This is a genomic window from Pseudochrobactrum sp. Wa41.01b-1 (assembly GCF_019464455.1).
Taxonomy (GTDB): Bacteria; Pseudomonadota; Alphaproteobacteria; order Rhizobiales; family Rhizobiaceae; genus Pseudochrobactrum; species Pseudochrobactrum saccharolyticum.
Genome location: NZ_CP080493.1, coordinates 3,359,511 through 3,378,443 on the forward strand (window position 1 = coordinate 3,359,511; position 18,933 = coordinate 3,378,443).

The 18,933-nt window shown below is 52.3% G+C and carries 19 protein-coding genes; 12 read left to right on the top strand and 7 right to left on the bottom strand.

Annotation, left to right across the window (positions count from 1 at the left end; genetic code table 11):
- Positions 1 to 352 precede the first annotated feature (352 nt).
- Genes nadA through panB form a run of 5 tightly spaced genes read left to right on the top strand, consistent with a single transcriptional unit; the run spans position 353 to position 5,636 of the window.
- Complete coding sequence (gene nadA, locus K1X45_RS15320; RefSeq protein WP_220159359.1) at positions 353 to 1,429, top strand: quinolinate synthase NadA; 1,077 nt, start codon at positions 353 to 355, stop codon at positions 1,427 to 1,429.
- Between the two features lie 10 nt (positions 1,430 to 1,439).
- Positions 1,440 to 2,990 carry an L-aspartate oxidase gene (locus K1X45_RS15325; protein WP_220159360.1) on the top strand — a complete coding sequence of 517 codons (1,551 nt, stop codon included), beginning with the start codon at positions 1,440 to 1,442 and terminating at the stop codon, positions 2,988 to 2,990.
- Between the two features lie 54 nt (positions 2,991 to 3,044).
- A complete protein-coding gene (gene nadC / locus K1X45_RS15330; RefSeq protein ID WP_220159361.1) occupies positions 3,045 to 3,908 on the top strand; it encodes a carboxylating nicotinate-nucleotide diphosphorylase in 864 nt (287 codons plus the stop codon).
- A 38-nt stretch (positions 3,909 to 3,946) separates the two neighbouring features.
- Positions 3,947 to 4,804 carry a pantoate--beta-alanine ligase gene (panC, locus tag K1X45_RS15335; RefSeq protein ID WP_220159362.1) on the top strand — a complete coding sequence of 286 codons (858 nt, stop codon included), beginning with the start codon at positions 3,947 to 3,949 and terminating at the stop codon, positions 4,802 to 4,804.
- A gap of 22 nt (positions 4,805 to 4,826) precedes the next feature.
- Positions 4,827 to 5,636, top strand: coding sequence for a 3-methyl-2-oxobutanoate hydroxymethyltransferase (panB, locus tag K1X45_RS15340; RefSeq protein WP_220159363.1), 810 nt, complete (start codon positions 4,827 to 4,829; stop codon positions 5,634 to 5,636).
- 4 nt (positions 5,637 to 5,640) lie between these two features.
- Here the strand turns inward: panB and K1X45_RS15345 are convergent, their stop codons facing one another.
- The 3 genes from K1X45_RS15345 to K1X45_RS15355 are packed head-to-tail and all read right to left on the bottom strand — an operon-like array spanning position 5,641 to position 8,172.
- Positions 5,641 to 6,645 carry an NAD regulator gene (locus tag K1X45_RS15345; RefSeq protein WP_220159364.1) on the bottom strand — a complete coding sequence of 335 codons (1,005 nt, stop codon included), beginning with the start codon at positions 6,643 to 6,645 and terminating at the stop codon, positions 5,641 to 5,643.
- Positions 6,638 to 7,258, bottom strand: coding sequence for a YfbR-like 5'-deoxynucleotidase (locus K1X45_RS15350; RefSeq protein ID WP_075654604.1), 621 nt, complete (start codon positions 7,256 to 7,258; stop codon positions 6,638 to 6,640). Before K1X45_RS15350 ends, K1X45_RS15345 begins: the two co-directional genes overlap by 8 nt.
- Positions 7,258 to 8,172, bottom strand: coding sequence for a folate-binding protein YgfZ (locus K1X45_RS15355; protein WP_220159365.1), 915 nt, complete (start codon positions 8,170 to 8,172; stop codon positions 7,258 to 7,260). The genes K1X45_RS15350 and K1X45_RS15355 overlap by 1 nt, the downstream gene beginning before the upstream one ends.
- Positions 8,173 to 8,301: 129 nt before the next feature.
- Between K1X45_RS15355 and K1X45_RS15360 the strand changes: the two genes are divergently transcribed.
- The gene (locus K1X45_RS15360) at positions 8,302 to 9,636 is read left to right on the top strand and encodes a dihydroorotase (protein WP_220159366.1); all 1,335 of its coding nucleotides are present in this window, start codon (positions 8,302 to 8,304) and stop codon (positions 9,634 to 9,636) included.
- Between the two features lie 123 nt (positions 9,637 to 9,759).
- Entirely contained in the window at positions 9,760 to 10,740 is a 981-nt protein-coding gene (locus tag K1X45_RS15365) for a phosphatase PAP2 family protein (RefSeq protein ID WP_220159367.1), read from the top strand.
- Here K1X45_RS15365 and K1X45_RS15370 read toward each other — a convergent pair.
- The 4 genes from K1X45_RS15370 to K1X45_RS15385 all read right to left on the bottom strand — a co-directional run bounded on the left by K1X45_RS15370 (position 10,697) and on the right by K1X45_RS15385 (position 12,965).
- Positions 10,697 to 11,503 (bottom strand): hypothetical protein, encoded by an 807-nt coding sequence (locus K1X45_RS15370; RefSeq protein WP_238481578.1) that lies wholly within the window; start codon positions 11,501 to 11,503, stop codon positions 10,697 to 10,699. The two genes, K1X45_RS15365 and K1X45_RS15370, sit on opposite strands and share 44 nt — an antisense overlap.
- A 103-nt stretch (positions 11,504 to 11,606) precedes the next feature.
- A complete protein-coding gene (locus K1X45_RS15375) occupies positions 11,607 to 11,864 on the bottom strand; it encodes a hypothetical protein (RefSeq protein ID WP_220159368.1) in 258 nt (85 codons plus the stop codon).
- 231 nt (positions 11,865 to 12,095) lie between these two features.
- A complete protein-coding gene (locus K1X45_RS15380; protein WP_151158064.1) occupies positions 12,096 to 12,482 on the bottom strand; it encodes a TIGR02301 family protein in 387 nt (128 codons plus the stop codon).
- 57 nt (positions 12,483 to 12,539) lie between these two features.
- Positions 12,540 to 12,965, bottom strand: a complete 426-nt coding sequence (locus K1X45_RS15385; protein ID WP_220159369.1) for an NUDIX hydrolase — start codon at positions 12,963 to 12,965, stop codon at positions 12,540 to 12,542.
- Between the two features lie 91 nt (positions 12,966 to 13,056).
- On the opposite strand from K1X45_RS15385, the gene K1X45_RS15390 reads away from it, so the two are divergent.
- From K1X45_RS15390 to cimA, 5 genes are all read left to right on the top strand, one after another.
- Positions 13,057 to 13,854 carry an SOS response-associated peptidase gene (locus K1X45_RS15390; RefSeq protein ID WP_220160545.1) on the top strand — a complete coding sequence of 266 codons (798 nt, stop codon included), beginning with the start codon at positions 13,057 to 13,059 and terminating at the stop codon, positions 13,852 to 13,854.
- 196 nt (positions 13,855 to 14,050) lie between these two features.
- A complete protein-coding gene (locus tag K1X45_RS15395; RefSeq protein ID WP_220159370.1) occupies positions 14,051 to 14,665 on the top strand; it encodes a LysE/ArgO family amino acid transporter in 615 nt (204 codons plus the stop codon).
- Between the two features lie 523 nt (positions 14,666 to 15,188).
- Positions 15,189 to 16,703: a cysteine--tRNA ligase gene (cysS, locus tag K1X45_RS15400; protein ID WP_220159371.1), complete on the top strand. Its 1,515-nt coding sequence runs from the start codon at positions 15,189 to 15,191 to the stop codon at positions 16,701 to 16,703.
- The gene (locus tag K1X45_RS15405; protein ID WP_220159372.1) at positions 16,685 to 17,170 is read left to right on the top strand and encodes a GFA family protein; all 486 of its coding nucleotides are present in this window, start codon (positions 16,685 to 16,687) and stop codon (positions 17,168 to 17,170) included. Before cysS ends, K1X45_RS15405 begins: the two co-directional genes overlap by 19 nt.
- A gap of 51 nt (positions 17,171 to 17,221) precedes the next feature.
- The gene (gene cimA / locus K1X45_RS15410; protein ID WP_116089216.1) at positions 17,222 to 18,835 is read left to right on the top strand and encodes a citramalate synthase; all 1,614 of its coding nucleotides are present in this window, start codon (positions 17,222 to 17,224) and stop codon (positions 18,833 to 18,835) included.
- Positions 18,836 to 18,933 lie beyond the last annotated feature (98 nt).

Here is an 18,933-nt window from a genome sequence, read left to right on the forward strand (position 1 = left end):
GCGGAGATGCCGGTAAATTTATTGTGTAATAGTGATTACAATATTTTTTTTACGCTTGAAAGAGGTTTGAGTGAGAATGCTTCATCCGCTTGTCTTATTGATTGATTTTACTGTGTTTTCAAAATTTCTGGTGATTGGGTTTTGCGCTGTCCGAATAAGTTGATGATTAATTTTACTCACTTTGAGCAAAATAATTTCTTGTCATGAAACTGTAATGAGAATAAAGATTCGCGCCACGGTTTAACCGCCTTTATTTTTCAAATCTTTATACTCATTTTGAGTATAAATGATCGAATGGCGGTTAAGGGGAAAACGGAGAGGGCAGCTTTAGTGCTGCTTTATGAGGCAGATTATGACGACAGCCACCACCAAAGAGAACCTGAATAAAGGTGAAATCCGCAGCGCAGCAGAACGTTTCGGTATTTTGGAAATGCCGTCTCTGGACTATACACCGGAGATCGCTGCAGAAACTGAGCATCTCTATCAGCGCGTGGGGCATCATATTCCGCGCATCGAATGGCCTGCTTACGCGCCTTATGTGGCGGCGATCAACCGTATCAAAAAACAGCGCAATGCTGTTATCCTTGCCCATAATTATCAGACACCGGAAATCTTCCATTGTGTGGCGGATATTGTCGGCGACAGCTTGCAGCTGGCGCGTGAAGCTGCCCGTGTCGATGCCGATATTATCGTGCAATGCGGCGTGCATTTCATGGCGGAAACCTCAAAACTGCTCAGCCCTGAAAAGACCGTTCTGATACCGGATATGAAGGCAGGCTGTTCGCTGGCAGAATCCATCACCGGTGCCGATGTGCGTCTGTTGCGTGAAACCTATCCGGGCGTGCCGATTGTCACCTATGTCAACACTTCTGCCGATGTGAAGGCCGAGAGCGATATTTGCTGCACTTCTGCCAATGCCGTGCAGGTGGTGGAGAGCTTCGGCGTTGACCGCGTACTCTGCATTCCCGATGAGTTTCTGGCGCAGAATGTTGCGGCGCAGACTTCCGTTAAAGTGCTGACATGGAAAGGGCGCTGCGAGGTACATGAGCGCTTTACAGCGGATGAATTGCTGGCTTACCGCGCTGCTGATCCGTCGGTGCAGATTGTTGCTCATCCGGAGTGCCCGCCGGAAGTGGTGGCGGTGGCTGACTTTGCCGGTTCCACCAAAGGCATGATTGACTATGTGCGCGACAATCGTCCGGCCAAGGTGATGCTGGTGACCGAATGTTCGATGGCCTCCAATATTGCGGCGGAAGTACCGGAAGTGGAATTCGTTAAACCGTGCAATCTCTGCCCGCATATGAAGCGCATTACTCTGCCGAAAATTCTCGACACGCTGGTGAATATGAGTGGTGAGGTTTTTGTTGACGCAACAATGGCTGTCAAAGCGCGGCAGGCTGTTGAACGTATGATCAATCTGAAAAACTGACGGCGTGGCGATGAGCACGAAACCTAATCAGATTATAATTGTCGGCGGCGGACTGGCAGGGCTGTTTTGCGCCCTGCAGCTCAGCCCTGTGCCTGTCACGGTGATAGCGGCTGCTCCCATCGGGCAGGGCGCGTCTTCCGCATGGGCGCAGGCCGGTATTGCTGCGGCTGTGTCATCCGATGATACAGTGGAAAGTCATGTAACCGATACGCTGATCGCCGGTGACGGTATTGTGGATGAGGATGTCATTCGCATGATGGCCTCTTCTGCCTCAGATCGTGTGCATGATCTTCTCGAACTCGGCGTGCCGTTCGACCGCGATCTGGCCGGTCATTTGCAGGTGTCGCGTGAGGCCGCGCATAGTCATAACCGTATCGTGCGCGTGCGTGGCGATATGGCTGGCCGTGCGATCATGCAGGCACTGGTTGCCAAAGTGCGGGAAACACCGTTCGTCACGCTGATCGAAAATGCTTCGGCCTATCAGCTGATTTCGGATGCTGATGGTATCAGCGGTATTACCATTCGCCGTACAGATGGCTCAGACCAGATTTTGCCTGCCCGTCAGGTGGTGATTGCCAGCGGCGGTATCGGCCATCTCTATCAGGTGACCACCAATCCGGCTGAGGCCAGCGGTTCCGGTATCGGCATGGCGGCACAGGCCGGTGCGCTTTTGGCGGATATGGAATTTGTGCAATTTCACCCGACAGCGCTGGATGTGAAGGCCGATCCGGCACCATTAGCGACAGAGGCGCTGCGTGGTCACGGCGCACATCTCGTCAATAAAGCTGGTGAACGCTTTATGCTGCGCCACGACAGGTCTGCCGAAATGGCACCACGCGATGTGGTCGCACGCGGCATTTATGAAGAGGTGATGAGCGGGCGCGGTGCTTATCTCGATTGCACGAAGGCAATCGGAGAGGCATTCGCGCAGGAGTTCCCGACGGTTTATGCCTATTGTCAGGCTGTCGGCATTGATCCGGCACGCGAGCTTATTCCTGTCGTGCCGGCGGCTCATTATTTCATGGGCGGCATTCTCACTGATATGGATGGCCGCACAACGGTCAAAGGCCTGTGGGCTTGCGGTGAGGCTGCATCCACCGGTGCACATGGTGCCAATCGTTTGGCATCAAATTCCTTGCTCGAGGCGGTGGTGTTTGGTGCGCGTGTAGCTGATGCGATCAGGCAATTACCGCAGGAGGAATGTGCAGCTCAATCTGTCGTGCAGGTTCTGCCTGCTGCGAAGAAACAGGATTGCACTGCGGCCATGCAGCAATTGCGGGCGGTGATGAGCCGCAGTTTCGGCGTTATCCGCAGGCAAGATCAGATGTTACAGGGGCTGCAACAAATCCGGCAACTGGCACAGGATAATCATGATCCGCTATTCGCCAACTGTTTGGCGACTGCCGAAGTGCTGGCCGTGTCAGCTTTAGCGCGCAAGGAAAGCCGTGGCGGTCATTATCGCAGCGACTATCCTGAAAGCTCGGTTATCTGGCAACATCGCTCGATGATGACTCTGCAAGACGCTCAGGAAACTTATCAATATTTTGACGCATGTCTTTAACCCAAAACCGGCTTCCACTTTTGGGAGACATGCTTAACTAGCGGAAACTGCCTGATGAAAACTGCTTATCCTTCTGTTCTGCCGCGTCCGCTGGTTGAAGAGGCTGTGCGCCATGCGCTGCTCGAAGATCTGGGACGTGCCGGAGATATTACCAGCCATGCCACGATTGCCCCTGAAAAACAGGCAACAGCGATACTGACCAGCCGTGAGGATGGTGTACTTGCCGGTCTGGATTTCGTACGTGCCGCTTTCGCACAGATTGATCCGTCATTGGATGTTTCAATCGCTGTCACTGATGCAGCCCGTATCAAAGCAGGACAGGAGATTGTCCGTATCAGCGGCAATGCCCGTTCTATTTTGTCGGCTGAACGTGTGGCGCTCAATTATCTGATGGTTCTGTCCGGCATTGCGACTTACACGGCACGTTACGCGGACAAGATTGCCCATACACAGGCGAAAATTTGTGACACCCGCAAAACTATGCCCGGCATGCGCTCATTTGCCAAATATGCAGTGCGATGCGGCGGCGGTGCTAATCACCGTTTTGGCCTTGATGATGCGGTGCTGATTAAAGACAACCACATTGCTGTTGCAGGTGGGGTCAGACCGGCTATTGAAGCCGCCCGCAGCTTTGTCGGGCATCTGGTGAAGATCGAAGTTGAAGTCGATACGCTGGAACAGATGGCGGAAGCGCTCTCGGTGCAGGCCGATGTGATTCTTCTTGATAATATGCCGCCGGAAATCCTTGTTAAGGCTGTTGAAATTAATGCCGGACGCGCAAAGCTTGAGGCGTCGGGCAATATTAATTTCGACACCGTGAAAGCCGTTGCCGAGACGGGTGTTGACTATATCTCAACCTCGAAAATCACAATGTCTGCACCGACGCTTGATGTCGGGCTGGATATTATCATCACTTGATGAGATAGAGTGCACACTGGTTTTTCAGGGGGGATGATATGCAACTGATCCGCACAATTGCAGATTTACGCACGGCTCTTAAGATTGAGCGCAGCCGTGGTAAGAGCATCGGCTTTGTACCGACAATGGGCTATCTGCATATCGGCCATCTCACATTGGTCAAAAACAGCCAGCAGCATTGCGATGTGTCTGTGGTATCGATTTTCGTCAATCCCACGCAGTTTTCACCCAATGAAGATCTGGCGCAATATCCGCGTGATCTGCCCCGTGATCTGAAACTGCTCGAAGAGCAGGGCGTGGATTATGTTTTCGCACCTGAGGTGAATGAGATGTATCCGGACGGCAGCGGCAAAACCTCCACTTATGTTGATGCTGGAGAGTTTTCTTCCATTCTGATGGGAGCATTGCGACCACATCATTTCCGTGGTGTGGCTACGGTCGTGAGCAAGCTGTTTAATATCGTGCAGCCGGATAAGGCTTTCTTCGGCGAGAAAGACTACCAACAGCTCGCTGTTATCAAGCGTATGGTGACTGATCTCAATCAGCCGGTGGATGTAATCGGTGTGCCGACCGTACGTGAAACGGATGGGCTGGCCTGTTCATCGCGCAACAGTCTTTTGAGTGCGGAAGACCGGGCTGCCGCTGTTATCCTGCCGCAGGCGATGCAACTGGCTCAAGTCTTGGTGGATCAGGGCGAGCGTTCGGTTACTGCATTGCGCCATGCTGTTGTCGGTAAATTGCAGCAGGAACCGCGCGGTGAGATCGAGGCCGTGGATATCCGTGATGCAGAAACACTGGCTGAAACAGCGGAGCAGCTCACCGCACCGGCAGTGTTGCTGCTGACTGTACGTTTTGGCAAAACCCGACTGATCGACCAGCATGTGCTGCGCTTTTAATTTGTAATCAAAGGAAACGGTCATGAGTGTTCAGAAGCAGATCCGCCGTATCACAGTGCCGGAAATCCGCGCCCACAAAGGCGGTGTGCCGCTGGTGTCCCTCACGGCTTATCATGCCCATACAGCGGCGATTGTTGATCGCTATGCGGATTTTATGCTGGTGGGTGACAGTGTCGGCATGGTGATGCATGGCATGGAGTCGACCATCGGCGTGTCTCTGGAAATGATGATTATGCACGGGCAGGCGGTGATGCGTGGCTCATCCCGTGCGCTGGTTGTGGTGGATATGCCGTTCGGCTCCTATGAGGAAAGCCCGCAAGTTGCGTTCCGTAATGCGGCGCGGATCATGGCGGAAACCGGCTGTGGTGCGGTCAAGCTCGAGGGCGGCGTGCAGATGGCTGAGACGATCAGTTTTCTGACCAAGCGCGGCATTCCGGTGCTGGCGCATATCGGTCTTACTCCGCAGGCCGTGCATGTGATGGGCGGTTATAAAGTACAGGGGCGCGATCAGACGCTGTGGGATCTGATCAAGCAGGATGCGCAGGCGGTTGCCGATGCCGGTGCTTTCGGCATTGTGCTGGAAGGTATTGTCGAGCCGCTGGCGCGTGAGATTACCGCGCAGGTTGCGGTGCCGACCATTGGTATCGGCGCATCAGCAGAGTGTGACGGGCAAATTCTGGTGCTGGAAGATATGCTTGGCCTCAACGACAAGCCGGCGAAATTTGTCCGTCAATATGGCGCTATTGGTGCAGCCATTGACGAGGCGGTGAAAGCCTATGCGGAAGATGTGAAAAGCCGCAGCTTTCCTGACGAACAGCATGTTTACCGTTGATAAGTTATCGCTGAGAAAGTGTTACCTTTAAGCCCGGAGCAGGACGCTCTTCCAGAACCGCACGGCGGAAACGGTAGAGTGCTGCCGGACGGCCGCGCTGCTGGCTGAGGCTGGCACCGGTTGGCTCTACCAGTTCGGCATTTTCCACCAGACGGCGGAAATTCTGCTTATGCAGATGACGGCCGGAGATCGCCTCAACCGTTTCCTGCAAGGCGGTGAGGGTGAAGCAATTGGGCATCAGCTCAAAGATCACCGGACGGTATTTCAGCTTGGCACGCAGACGGGCAATTGCGGTTGCGAGAATGCGGCGATGGTCAAACACCATGGCCTTGCCGGTATGGCGCTGCAATTCGTCCAGCTGTGCGCTCGGGCTGACTGTGCCGTCAATAGTTGCTTCCCGCACCAGACCGGCTTCATAAAGCAGTTCGTAACGCTCGAGTACACGTTCTTCATCCCATTGAATACCATCAGTGCCAAAGGCAAGGCGCAGACGGGTCAGGCGTGGTAGCTGATGCAGATCATAGGCCGGATGGCTGCGTTTGTCGCTCTGCGCCCACTCACGTAAGGCAGGGATAATAAGCTGGTCGATGAGTGGCGGCTTACCGCTGCGCCAGTCTTCCCAAGGCAGAAAATCATACCAATATTGCCAGTCATTTTCCGGCTGCTCGCCGTTCTGACGGGTCAGTGCCAGATAGCCGACAGAAATCACATGGGTATCATCGGTCGGCATGGCAGATTTGGCACGGCCACGGTCGCCGAATGTATAAAGTTGCTCTACATAGCCGAGGCGCAAGGCCGTTTGCGCTTCAACCCATAGCCGCAAACCCATTTCCAATGTGCGGTGTTTCAGCGGATCAAACCGCCCGTAGGGGAGCGAAAGCGCGGCAGATACTTCATGGGCTGCAGGCATTTCATGGTCGTCAGAGCAGAGAATAACCGGACGGTTATTGTTGATTGTAACAACTGCAGCACTCAAACCCACCTCAACGACAGCGGAAACATCAGCCATGAATTTGTGTCTCCAATGCATTGAAGCGATTGATAAAAGCCTGTTCTATCTCTGCGGTTGGCCTTGGTGATAAATCAAAGTGACCGGCATGAAAACCGCGCGGACGACCAAAAAACTCTGCGGCCTCTGCCGTGCTGAAACCGGCCAGTTCTGTTGCTTCAAAATAAGCGGAAACAATGTCGGCTTTCTTAATCGCTTTTTTTAAAACTGCAGGCACGGTCGCGGGTAAAGAAAAGCGCAGATGAATGGCTGTTTCCAGTCGCGCTTCAATCTGTTTATAGGCACCGCCCATCACCGCCTTGAAGGGCGAAATCATATCGCCGATCACATATTCCGGTGCATCGTGCAGTAAGGCCAGCAGCTGATGCTGCAAGGGAGCAGCCGGATTTTGCTCACGGAAAATCTGCTCCACCAGCAGTGAATGTTGCGCAACGGAATAGGCATGGTCGCCACGGGTCTGGCCGTTCCAGCGGGCAACGCGCGCCAGCCCGTGGGCAATATCACTGATTTCAATATCCAGCGGTGAAGGATCAAGCAAATCCAACCTGCGGCCTGACAACATACGCTGCCATGCCCGAACCGGTTTTGTTTTGGCGCCGCCGGATACTGCCATCAGTCTGCGGCTCCTTCGGGAAATGTGAATTTAGCATAGGCAGGGATTGTGAGTGTGACCTCGGTTTCACCGGCGAGCAGCGGAATGTTTTTATCCATTGCGTCTTTCACACGGTCAATACGCACCAGAGCGAGCGCATTGCTGCCATTAACACTGCGCAAGGTTCCGACTTCTTTGCCATCAGCAATAATCGGCGTGTCTGGCGCGGGCAAGTCTGCCTGCGCCGTCACCTGCAAAATCCGGCGTCGTGCAGTGCCGCGATGTTGCATGCGGGACACGACTTCCTGTCCGACGAAGCAGCCCTTCTTGAAGGATACACCGCTGAATTGCTCGAAATTAATATCATGCGGGAAAACATCATTCATGATGAAATCCGCACCGCCTTCAGCAATGCCGTAGCGAATGCGTAAAGCTGCCCATGCAGCGCGATCAGATTGCGTGGCGGCGGAGGCGCTGCCGCTCTCAGCATAATGACGCAGGACATTCGCTTCTTCAGGGAAGCGCTCATCGCGCACAGACTGATAGCTCTCAAGGCTAATTGAATCACTTTCTGAACTGCCTGAATCAGTTTTCCAACTCAGCCTGATAATTGATTCATTTAAAACGATAATTTCCGCTTTGGCACGCAGGCGATAAAGCGTGAGGCGCTTGGCGAAAATCTCTGCTACATCCTTCGCAATATCAATGCGGAAGCCGTCTTCAATACGCGAGATCAGAAAATCGAACTGGATTTTACCCTGCGGGCTAAGCAGTGCCGATGCGCGCAGAATACCGGTTTCGAGGGAGGCCAGATCAGCTGTGAAAATGGATTGCAGAAATGTTTCCGCTTCGGGACCACGCACAAGAATCTGTGTGCGGTCGTCGAGATTTCCGGTTGGTCCGGTAAACAGAGTTAAAGGTTCTGTCGTTGTCATATCAACTTTCCGGTTTATAAAGCAGTGCAGATGCAATTATCTTGATATTCATCGCTTTGTTACGTAAGCCGCATTGCGAGTAATCGCAAGTCAGGAACAGCGAGTTATCGCAAGACAGGAGGGCCGCGAATGACCACAACATTCGATACGATTTTCAAAGGTGCAACGGTAGTCAATCATGACGGCAGTGCCGTTCGTGATATCGGCGTTAAAAACGGTCGCATTACCGCTATCGGTTCCCTGTCAGAGAATGCCGCAGGCGAGGTTATCAACTGCACCGGCCTGCATATTCTGCCAGGCGTTGTGGATAGTCAGGTGCATTTTCGTGAGCCGGGTCTGGAGCATAAAGAAGATTTGCAGACCGGTTCGCTTGCAGCTGTACTTGGCGGCGTGACCTCTGTTTTCGAAATGCCTAACACCAAGCCGTTGACCACTTCGCCGGAAGCGCTGGCTGATAAAGTCAAGCGCGGCACACATCGCATGCATTGCGATTTCGCTTTCTGGGTTGGCGGTACACGTGACAATGCTAAAGATGTGCCTGAGTTGGAGCGCCTGCCGGGCGCTGCGGGTATCAAAGTGTTTATGGGCTCTTCAACCGGTGACCTGCTGGTGGAGGATGATGAAGGTGTTGCCTCCATTCTGCGCAACACACGCCGCCGTGCGGCTTTTCATTCGGAGGATGAGTTCCGCCTGCGCGAGCGCGAAGGTCTGCGCGTTGAAAACGATCCGTCCAGTCATCCGGTCTGGCGCGATGAGATTGCAGCACTGACCTGCACCCAGCGTCTGGTGCGCATTGCCCGTGAAACCGGTGCGCGTATCCATGTGCTGCATATTTCGACTGCGGAAGAAATTGAATTCCTGAAAGACTACAAAGATGTGGCGACCTGTGAAGCGACTCCGCATCACCTGACGCTGTCTTCGGAAGATTATAAAACACTCGGCAATCTCATTCAGATGAACCCGCCGGTGCGCGATGCACGTCACCGCGATGGTATCTGGCATGGTATCGGGCAGGGCGTTGTCGATGTGCTGGGTTCCGACCATGCGCCACATACTCTGGAAGAAAAGCAGAAGCCTTATCCGGCATCACCATCCGGTATGACCGGTGTGCAGACGCTGGTTCCGATCATGCTCGATCATGTGAATGCCGGTCGTTTGTCGCTGGAACGCTTTGTTGATCTGTCGTCTCACGGCCCGAACCGCATTTTCGGCATGTCCCGTAAAGGGCGTATTGCAGTCGGTTATGATGCGGACCTGACAATTGTTGATATGAAACGCAGTGTGACGATTACACACGAACAGGCTGGCTCGAAAGCGGGCTGGACACCATATCATGGCAAGACAGTCACCGGCTGGCCGGTCGGCACCATCGTACGTGGTCATAAAGTGATGTGGGAAGGCGAGATCGTTAATCCTGCACTCGGTGAGCCTGTGGAATTTGTTGAGGCACTTCCGAGAAATTAAAAAAAGCTCGCTTTACAGAAAATTATAAGAGACCGCATTATCCGATAATGCGGTCTTGTGCATTTTAGAGTGCGCTTCTTTAGATTTACGACTGATCAATGAGTTTGTGTGTATTGATGCAGTATGAAAACACAATCGTCTGTCCTGCATCATTATTTTCGTCCTGTAGAGTTGGCTCTGCTGGGGATCATTCTTATTACGCTGCTTGCAGATGCCGTTCTGCTTCTGAGTTCAGGGCAGAAAGTATTTTACTTCGCTTATAGCGGACAGCTTATCTTTGCTGCATTGATGTTCGGATTGAGTTTCATATACCGCTGGCGCGGGCGTAGCGAGCGCATTGCCACTGTTACGATGAGCACTGGCTTGTTTATGATTTTTACTTCGGCAATGGCACTGCTGAATTATTTGTTCTTACCCAATTTACGCCCGACACTTGATCTTTGGCTTGTCTCACTGGATGCCAGCCTTGGCTATAACTGGGTGGACGCTGTGACATGGAGTGTCAGCTATCCTTTGGTTAATGATATTCTAGGCTATGCTTATTTGTCTAATCTCTATCAGATCGTTATCCTGATAATTTTACTTGGTTTCAGCGGGCGTATTTATGCCTTGCACGGTATGATTTTGACTCTGACGCTGAGTGGAGCTGTTACCGTCCTGTTCTGGATACTTTTTCCCTCGATCGGGCCGAGTGCGTTATTTCCGTTGCCTGAAAGTGTGATTTCAAAATCTCAGCAGATTGTAGGGACTGCATATGGCAAGGAACTAACTGATCTTCTGTATAATGGTACAGCAATGATTATGCCGAATGATGCACGTGGGCTGATTTCATTTCCGTCTTTTCATACGGTTATGGCGCTGGCGGGCATGTGGTATTCCCGTTCAGTTAAGTGGCTGTTTCCGTTTTTCCTGCTTTTGAATTTGGCAGTGTTACCAGCCGTCTTGGTTCATGGCGGACACCATCTTGTTGATATACCGGCAGGCATGGCTGTTTTTGCTATGTGTGCATGGGCAACAGAGCGTTTTCAGCAACGATTTGACAGGCAGGAAAAAACGATTGTCAGTCGCCGGCTACAAAAAACTTCCATGAGCCATCCGGCGTAATGCCGAGACGGTAGAAAATATAGGCGCCGACGCCCTTCATTTCCTCAAAATCACCGGCAGTTACAATCTGATACAGCTCAACCATCTGCCGGTCGTCCAGCTTGTCCAGCGGGTAGGCGAAGAAATACGGCCAGACATAAACTTCATTCGGTGTGCCGGCATCGAGATGCGCATAGCCGGACTCGAGCAGATCTACGAGAATGGCCAGCAGTTCCTGACCATTGCTGTCGCCGGAAAGGCTTTTGAGAAATTCCAGCGGTGTGCCGTCATATTCACCGAGTGAAAGCATCGGGCTGGTTTCGCCGCCGTCACCGAGCAATGGTTTCAGCGCGTCAATCTTTCCGGCTTTGGCAATATCGAGAATTTTCTTGCGGGTGTCCTGCACAGCTTGCGGAAGCTTGGAATAGTCATAGGAGACTTCCGGAATTTTCCCTTCCGGTGAAACATGCGGACGGGTAATGTCGCGTTCCGGACTGCCGTTTTCAGAAGCTGCGCCGGATTCAGGCGCTCTGTAGGTTTCAGTAGGTACCTGACGCAACGGCCCCGGTAAAGGCACCTGCGCCGGATTGACCTCTTCGCCGTCTTCACCGGCAGGTGTTTCGCTCAACGCTAAAATTTGTGGTTTTCCGCTCAGTGTTCCGGCGGAGGCCGGTACCGAGACAGATGCGGCAATCATGGCCAGAGCCAGACCGGAGAGGAAAGACGTGCTCAAAAATTTGTCTGAGCTGAGTTTGCTCGGCCAGTGGCGGGATGAAAGCAACATCAGAAACTCCGGAAGAGAAATATATATTCAAAATAAATGTTTACGGCATCCAGTAGCACAAATTATGACGGATGCCGACTGTGCCCAGAAAATTACTGCAAAATTACTGCAAAATACGGTTGGGCAGAAACTCACCGGCAATGATCTGTTCGCGCAATTTATCGAGCAGGCCAAGCGCCGCCTCTTCGCCCGTGCTGCGCAGAAGTTCGGTCAGTGCATTGGCAAAAGCAGCCTCTGCGAGAATTTCCGGTTCAATGCCTTCTGAAATCCCGTCAGCCCAGGCTTCATGCTGATATTCGATCGCCGCCTGTTTTTTCTCATGGGCAATCAATTCATCGAGGTCTGTCGGAGCATGATTCATTAAAATATCACCTTGGCTTTATGCCGTTGGACACTGCATCGCAGAAGACGGACAGGACTTAGCTAAAGAAAGTGCTGTCATAGAGCCATTCAGAGCAGAAACGACTATCTGAAGACCGTTTCTTACACCATCAGCCGACGCATCACCATCAATAATTTAATCTCTTGTTAACAGATTGCGATGGTTTGTGAATGGCAGATTTCGCCTTTATTGCAATGAATGAAGTTTTGGTTAATTGCCGTAATGGGCAACCAGTCCTTCAGAGAGCTTTTCACCCTGCAATTTAAACCGGTCGATTGCTTTCAGCGCCTGATCGGTACATTGACTGTAATTATCAGCATAGCTGCGGTAGTTGTTATTGAAAGCTGAAACCAGATTTTTACGTCGCGTTTCATCCGCTTTTTCAGCTGTGAGCAATTCATTCATCTGATCGCGCCAGAGACTGGTTTTGTCACCGCAAAGATTGCTCAAATAGTGGAGGGAGCCGAGGGTGCCTGCCAGCTGGATCATCTGGCTTTCATAGGGCGGGCCGCTTGTTTCCTGTGTTTGTGCCTGTGCGGAAAGAGCGGAAACAGAAAATCCTGTAACCAACAGGAAGCTAACAAGAAATCTGGTCATACACATACTCCGCGCCTTAACTATAAATTGTGCAGTAATCAGGCTGTTTCAAGGCACTCAGCCTTCTTCCTGCAGAATACGGCGCGCAAAAGCCAAAGTGCTGACGGTCACAATATGCTGCACCATATCTTCAACTGTCAGCCAGTGCAGCGAAACAGCATCATCGCCAGCCTGTTCCTGTCCGCTGAGGTCATAAGCGCGGAAAATGCAAAGATTATAGACCTTGCCGTAAAGCCCTTCCTGAGACAGATCAATTGTATCGACCAGCCGCAGGCGGTTGCAGTGCAAGCCGGTTTCTTCTGTGAGTTCACGCCGTGCGGCCTGTTCGGCATTTTCTCCGGCTTCAACCCCGCCACCCGGAAAAGCGAGTGAACCTTTAAGTGGCTCCTTACCGCGTTTCACCAGCAGGAAGCGGTTCTTCTTGCGGCAGATGATGGAGGCACCATGGGCGATGAGCGGGTGAGGGGAAATGTCCTGTGTCATAGAATGAGTGGTAAAAACCTGCCCGCAGATTTGCAAGCTTTGTTTATCAGGTATCTTGACCTTTACGGTAAAACTCGCAACACCAAATATTATGTGTGGACGTTTTGCATTACTGGCAACAATTGATGAGGTGGAGGCGCAGTTCGGCGTGATTGTCGATGAAGCCTTTCCGCCGCGCTATAATATTTCACCGACCCAACCGATCATGATTGTGATGAATGGTGAAACACCGGCACCCGGCAGCAACAGGCCGGATCGTATTGCAATGCTGGTGCGTTGGGGCTTTGTGCCGTCATGGACAAAAGACCCGCTGAACTTTCCGCTGATGATCAATGCCCGCTCCGAGACCGCGCATGAAAAGCCGTCTTTTCGTACAGCGATGGAACATCGTCGTAGCTTGCTGCCGGTGAGTGGTTTTTATGAATGGCGTAAGCTTGGGGATGGCAGAAAACAGGCCTATTGGATACGCCCGCGTCATGGCGGAACCATTGCTTTTGGTGCGTTGATGGAAACATGGGTGAGCGGTGACGGTTCGCAGATGGATACGGCAGCCATTCTGACGACGGCTTCCAATCATGCATTATCGCATATTCATGACCGCCTGCCGCTGGTGATCCATCCTGAGGATTATCAGGAATGGCTGGATTGCAAGCGCAACCGTGCCAAGGATGTGAAGCATTTGCTCAAACCGGTGCAGGATGATTTTTTTGAGGCGATTCCCGTCTCGGACAAGATCAATAATGCCCGTTATTTTGGCACAGATGTGCATGAGGTGGTGGAAGAACGGACAGTTTCTCAGGAACCAGTCGTCAAAAAACCGGCTAAACCTAAAAAAACTGCTGTCAAAAAGAAAACAGATGACAATGACGACCAGTTCAGTATGTTTTAATTAATTCTTTCAAAAACATAACTGACAGCGCATCCCGAAAAGTGGTTGCCGGTTTGCGGATAAGATGCGCGTTGATGTAAAGTTTGCATCCCGAAAAGTGGTTGCCGCCTACACGGGAAATCAGTCCATCGGACTGATTTCTAATCCCGCTTCGATCGGATAAGATGCGCGTCAATTTAACAAGAACGAGTCTATCGTGGGAACAGCAGCAATTTCGGGCTTTCTGCTCGGACTATCCTTGATTGTCGCCATTGGTGCGCAAAATGCCTATATTCTGAGACAGGGACTGCTGCGCCAGCATGTGTTTATTCTCTGTCTGATCTGCGCTCTGTCTGATGCCTTGCTGATTGCAGCAGGCGTTGCAGGGCTGGGCACGCTGATCGCAAAGTCCCCTTCATTGATTACAGTGGTGACTGTCGGCGGCGCTGCTTTTCTGTTCTGGTATGGTCTGTCTGCTTTTCGTCGTGCAATGCATCCTGACGGGTTGCGTGCCGGCAATGGCGGTGCGGTCAGCCTGAAAGCTGCAGTCGGGACTTGTCTGGCGCTGACTTTCCTCAATCCGCATGTCTATCTTGATACGGTCGTACTGGTCGGCAGCCTCTCTGCCCGTTTTGAAGGGCAGGCGCGTCTGGCCTATGGGTTGGGTGCGATAACAGCCTCTTTTGTCTGGTTTTTCTCGCTCGGCTATGGTGCGCGGTTACTGCAGCCGTTTTTCGCCAAACCTTCTGCATGGCGTATTCTCGACTGCATTATCGGCATCATTATGTGGGCGATTGCGTTCAGCCTACTTAGCCGCCTGTTGTGGCCGTAAGGCCTTATCTGACGGCAGATAAGAGACGTGCAGCCGCTTCTCGTCACAGTGGCTGCGCGGTGCCGACCGCAGAGCTGCCGCCAAAAATGCAGGGCCGATTGCACGATACTGCTCGGTAAGCTGATCTTTTTTAGATGCGCTGAAGATCTTTTTCATAATGTTTCCTTCCCTAACTCACAGCTCCCATTATCGTGAAAAATAGGACTGAAGCATGGCTGGAAATGTGCAAATTCGGGCGCAAATCTGGGTAATGTCACGGCGGTAATGCCGCGTGTCATGATTGCCGCCGGTCACAAAAATCTCTGAGCTGTCTCTTGACGCGGCACAGGATCAGAGAGATAAGTGCTGTCATGAAAACACCATTCGCAAACACCATTTGTATTATTGCGGTCATTATTCGCTAGCAGATTGCTGGCTCGGATGTTTTCGTCTTCCTTTTCCTTTTGAAGCAGACAAATGCACCGGCCAGCAGGCTGCGCAAGTCTTGTTTGTGCACTAGAACCGTATGTTAAAGGGAAGTCAGATGTCTGCCACTGAATTGCGTTTGTATAATACGCTGACCCGCAGGAAAGAGGACTTTGTTCCGATCAATCCTGATCATGTGCGCATGTATGTCTGCGGCCCGACAGTTTATGATTTTGCCCATATCGGCAATGCGCGTCCGGTGATTGTATTTGACGTGCTGTTCCGTCTGCTGCGCCATGTCTATGGTGAGAGCCAAGTGACTTATGCGCGGAACCTCACTGACGTGGATGACAAGATTAATGCGCGTGCCGTGCGCGATTATCCTGATCTGCCCCTTAATGAAGCTATCCGCAAAGTCACTGAAAGCACCAATGCGCAGTTCCAGAGCGATGTAACGGCGCTTGGTAATCTCGAACCATCCAGCCAGCCGCGCGCAACCGAACATCTGGAAGAAATGCGCCAGCTGATCGAACGTCTGATTGAGCGCGGTCATGCCTATGTGGCTGACGATCATGTGCTGTTTGCAGTTAAAACCATGAGCGGCGACCATGGTCCCCGTTATGGTGCGCTTGCTCGCCGCTCACTGGATGAGATGATTGCCGGTGCGCGTGTGGATGTGGCATCCTACAAGCGCGATGAGATGGATTTCGTGCTGTGGAAACCATCCAAAGAGGGTGAGCCGGGCTGGCCGTCTCCGGCAGGTATTGCGGTTCACGGTCGTCCGGGCTGGCACATTGAGTGCTCGGCTATGTCGATGGCCAAATTGCTGGAGCCATTTGGCGGTGGTCTGAAATGCGATGATCCGCTGAAGAATACTTTCGACATTCATGCCGGCGGTATTGATCTGGTATTCCCGCATCATGAAAATGAGATTGCCCAGTCATGCTGCGCTTTTGGTTCAGAACGCATGGCCAATATCTGGATGCATAATGGTTTTCTGCAGGTCGAAGGTCAGAAAATGTCCAAATCTCTGGGCAATTTCATCACCATTGACGATGTGCTGAAATCAGAATTGCCGCAATTGTCAGGCATAGATGCGCCGGAAGACTTCCGCCGTCGCTGGACAGGTATGGCTGCACGTCTCTCGATGTTACAGACCCATTATCGTGAGCCGATCAACTGGACGCAGCAGCGTCTGATTGAATCCGGTGAGGAACTGGCGAAGTGGTATCAGGTGATTTCCGAACAGCCGGTTGCTGCCTCTGCGGATAAGGCAACAGTGTTTGCGGATAGCATTGCTGATGACCTGAACACATGGGCTGCACTCACAGAATTGCGCAAAGCCTATAAGCAGGGCGATGTTGCAGCGCTGGTTTCCGGTCTCAACCTGCTTGGCCTTCACGATGCGCAATTATTGGCTGAGGCTGCACAATATCTGTTCAGCGCTGCCGCAGATGTCGACACGGCAGATGTTGAAAGACAGATCGCCGAGCGTCTGGCATTCATCAACGGAAAAAAATGGGCGGAAGCTGACCGTATTCGTGACTCATTGCTGGCACAGAATATTCAGCTCAAGGACGGCAAAGATCCGGCTAGCGGAGAACGGGTGACAACATGGGAAGTGAAACGCTGAGTGAAAATCCGGTCGCCAGCGGCGGCTGCCAGTGCGGTGCCGTGCGTTTTCGTGTGAAAGGGCAGCTGGGCAGTGCATCCATCTGTCATTGTCGCATGTGCCAGAAAGCCTTCGGAAATTACTTTGCTCCTTTGGTCTCCGTTAAAGAGGGGACATTGGAATGGACGCGCGGAACACGAAAATTGTTCCGCTCATCCAACCATGTGCAGCGCGGCTTTTGTGCCGATTGCGGCACACCGCTGACCTATGAAGCGCCGGACGGTCTGGCGCTGTCCATTGCGGCTTTTGACAATCCGCAGGAAATTGAGCCGGTTGTGCAATGGGGCATGGAGGGCAGGCTGCCTTATCTGGACAAGCTGAGTACCTTGCCTGCCTATACGACAGAACGTGATCCTGAAAGTGCGGAATTCGTACGCACTATGGTATCTTATCAGCATCCTGATCATGACACTGAGACATGGCCGTAAGGCCATGCATAAATCTCACGCATAAATACGGATATGGAGGAAAGAACAACAATGAAAAAAGAGCGTATCTATATTTATGATACCACCCTACGCGATGGTCAGCAGACACCGGGTATTGATTTCTCGGTTGCGGACAAGAAAGCCATTGCCGCCATGTTGGATGATTTCGGCATGGATTATGTTGAGGGCGGTTATCCGGGGGCAAACCCGACAGATACGAGCTTTTTTCAGCGCAAACATACGGCAAAGGCGAAGTTCGCCGCTTTTGGTATGACCAAACGTCCGGGTGTTTCCACTTCCAATGATCCGGGCATGTCGGTACTGTTACAGGCCTCCAGCGATGTTATCACCTATGTTGCCAAAAGCTGGGACTACCATGTGCATCTGGCGCTTGGCTGTTCTCTGGAAGACAATCTGGAATCCATCACCTCATCGGTCACTGCTGCGCGCATGGCCGGTAAGGAATGTATCGTCGATTGCGAGCATTTCTTCGACGGCTTTAAAGCCAACCCTGATTATGCGCTGGCCTGTGCCAAGGCAGCCTATGGTGCCGGTGCGCGTTGGGTAGTGCTGTGCGATACCAATGGCGGCACGCAGCCGGGAGAAGTCGGTGATATTGTCCGTGCTGTTAAGAGTGTCGTGCCGGGTGAGTGTCTGGGCATTCATGCGCATAATGACACGGAACAGGCCGTTGCCGTGTCGCTGGCCGCAATTGATGCCGGTGTGCGGCAGGTGCAGGGCACGCTCAATGGTATCGGTGAGCGTTGCGGCAATGCCAATCTGGTGACACTGATCCCGACACTGATGCTTAAACCTGTCTGGGCAGACCGTTTCGAAGTCGGCATCAGCATGGATGCCTTGGCAGGTATTACCAAACTGTCCCGCACTTTTGATGATATTCTCAATCGCGCGCCGAATGATCAGGCAGCTTTTACCGGCAGTTCAGCTTTCGCTACTAAAGCGGGTATTCATGCTTCTGCTTTGCTGAAAGAGCCTAAAACCTATGAACATGTGCCGCCGGAAATGGTGGGCAATCATCGCCGTGTCATGGTGTCCGATCAGGGGGGCAAGTCCAATTTTATTGCTGAGCTCAACAAGCGCGGCATTCAGGTTGCCAAGGATGACCGCCATCTCGATACGCTGATTGCGCTGGTCAAAGAACGTGAAGCACAGGGCTATGCCTATGAAAGCGCGGATGCGAGTTTTGAATTGCTTGCCCGCCAACAACTTGGCGCAGTGCCGCAGTTTTTCCGTGTGGAAGCCTTCCGCTGTATGGTTGAGCGCCGCTATGACAGCAATGGCTGCCTGAAAACCGTGTCGGAAGCGATTGTTAAAATCATCATTGACGGTGAGGAGCACTTGTCGGTGGCAGAGGGACATGGTCCGGTTAACGCGCTCGACCTTGCCTTGCGCAAAGATCTCGGCCGTTATCAGGAAGAGCTGGCCGATCTGGAACTGGTGGATTTTAAAGTCCGTATCCTCAATGGCGGTACGGAAGCGATCACCCGCGTTCTGATCGAGTCGCATGATGCCAGCGGCCAGCGCTGGCGCACAGTCGGTGTGTCAGACAACATTATTGATGCATCCTTTCAGGCACTGATGGATTCAGTCGTCTATAAGCTGATGAAAAACCGCGAACTTGCGGGACATATTGCAGCAGAATAAAATTTGCCGTTTGCGGAGCCGATGAAACGGGAGTACCGGTTGTTACTGATGCAATTGTAATGAACGGCTCCCGCTGTAAGAATAAAGCCCGAGACCGG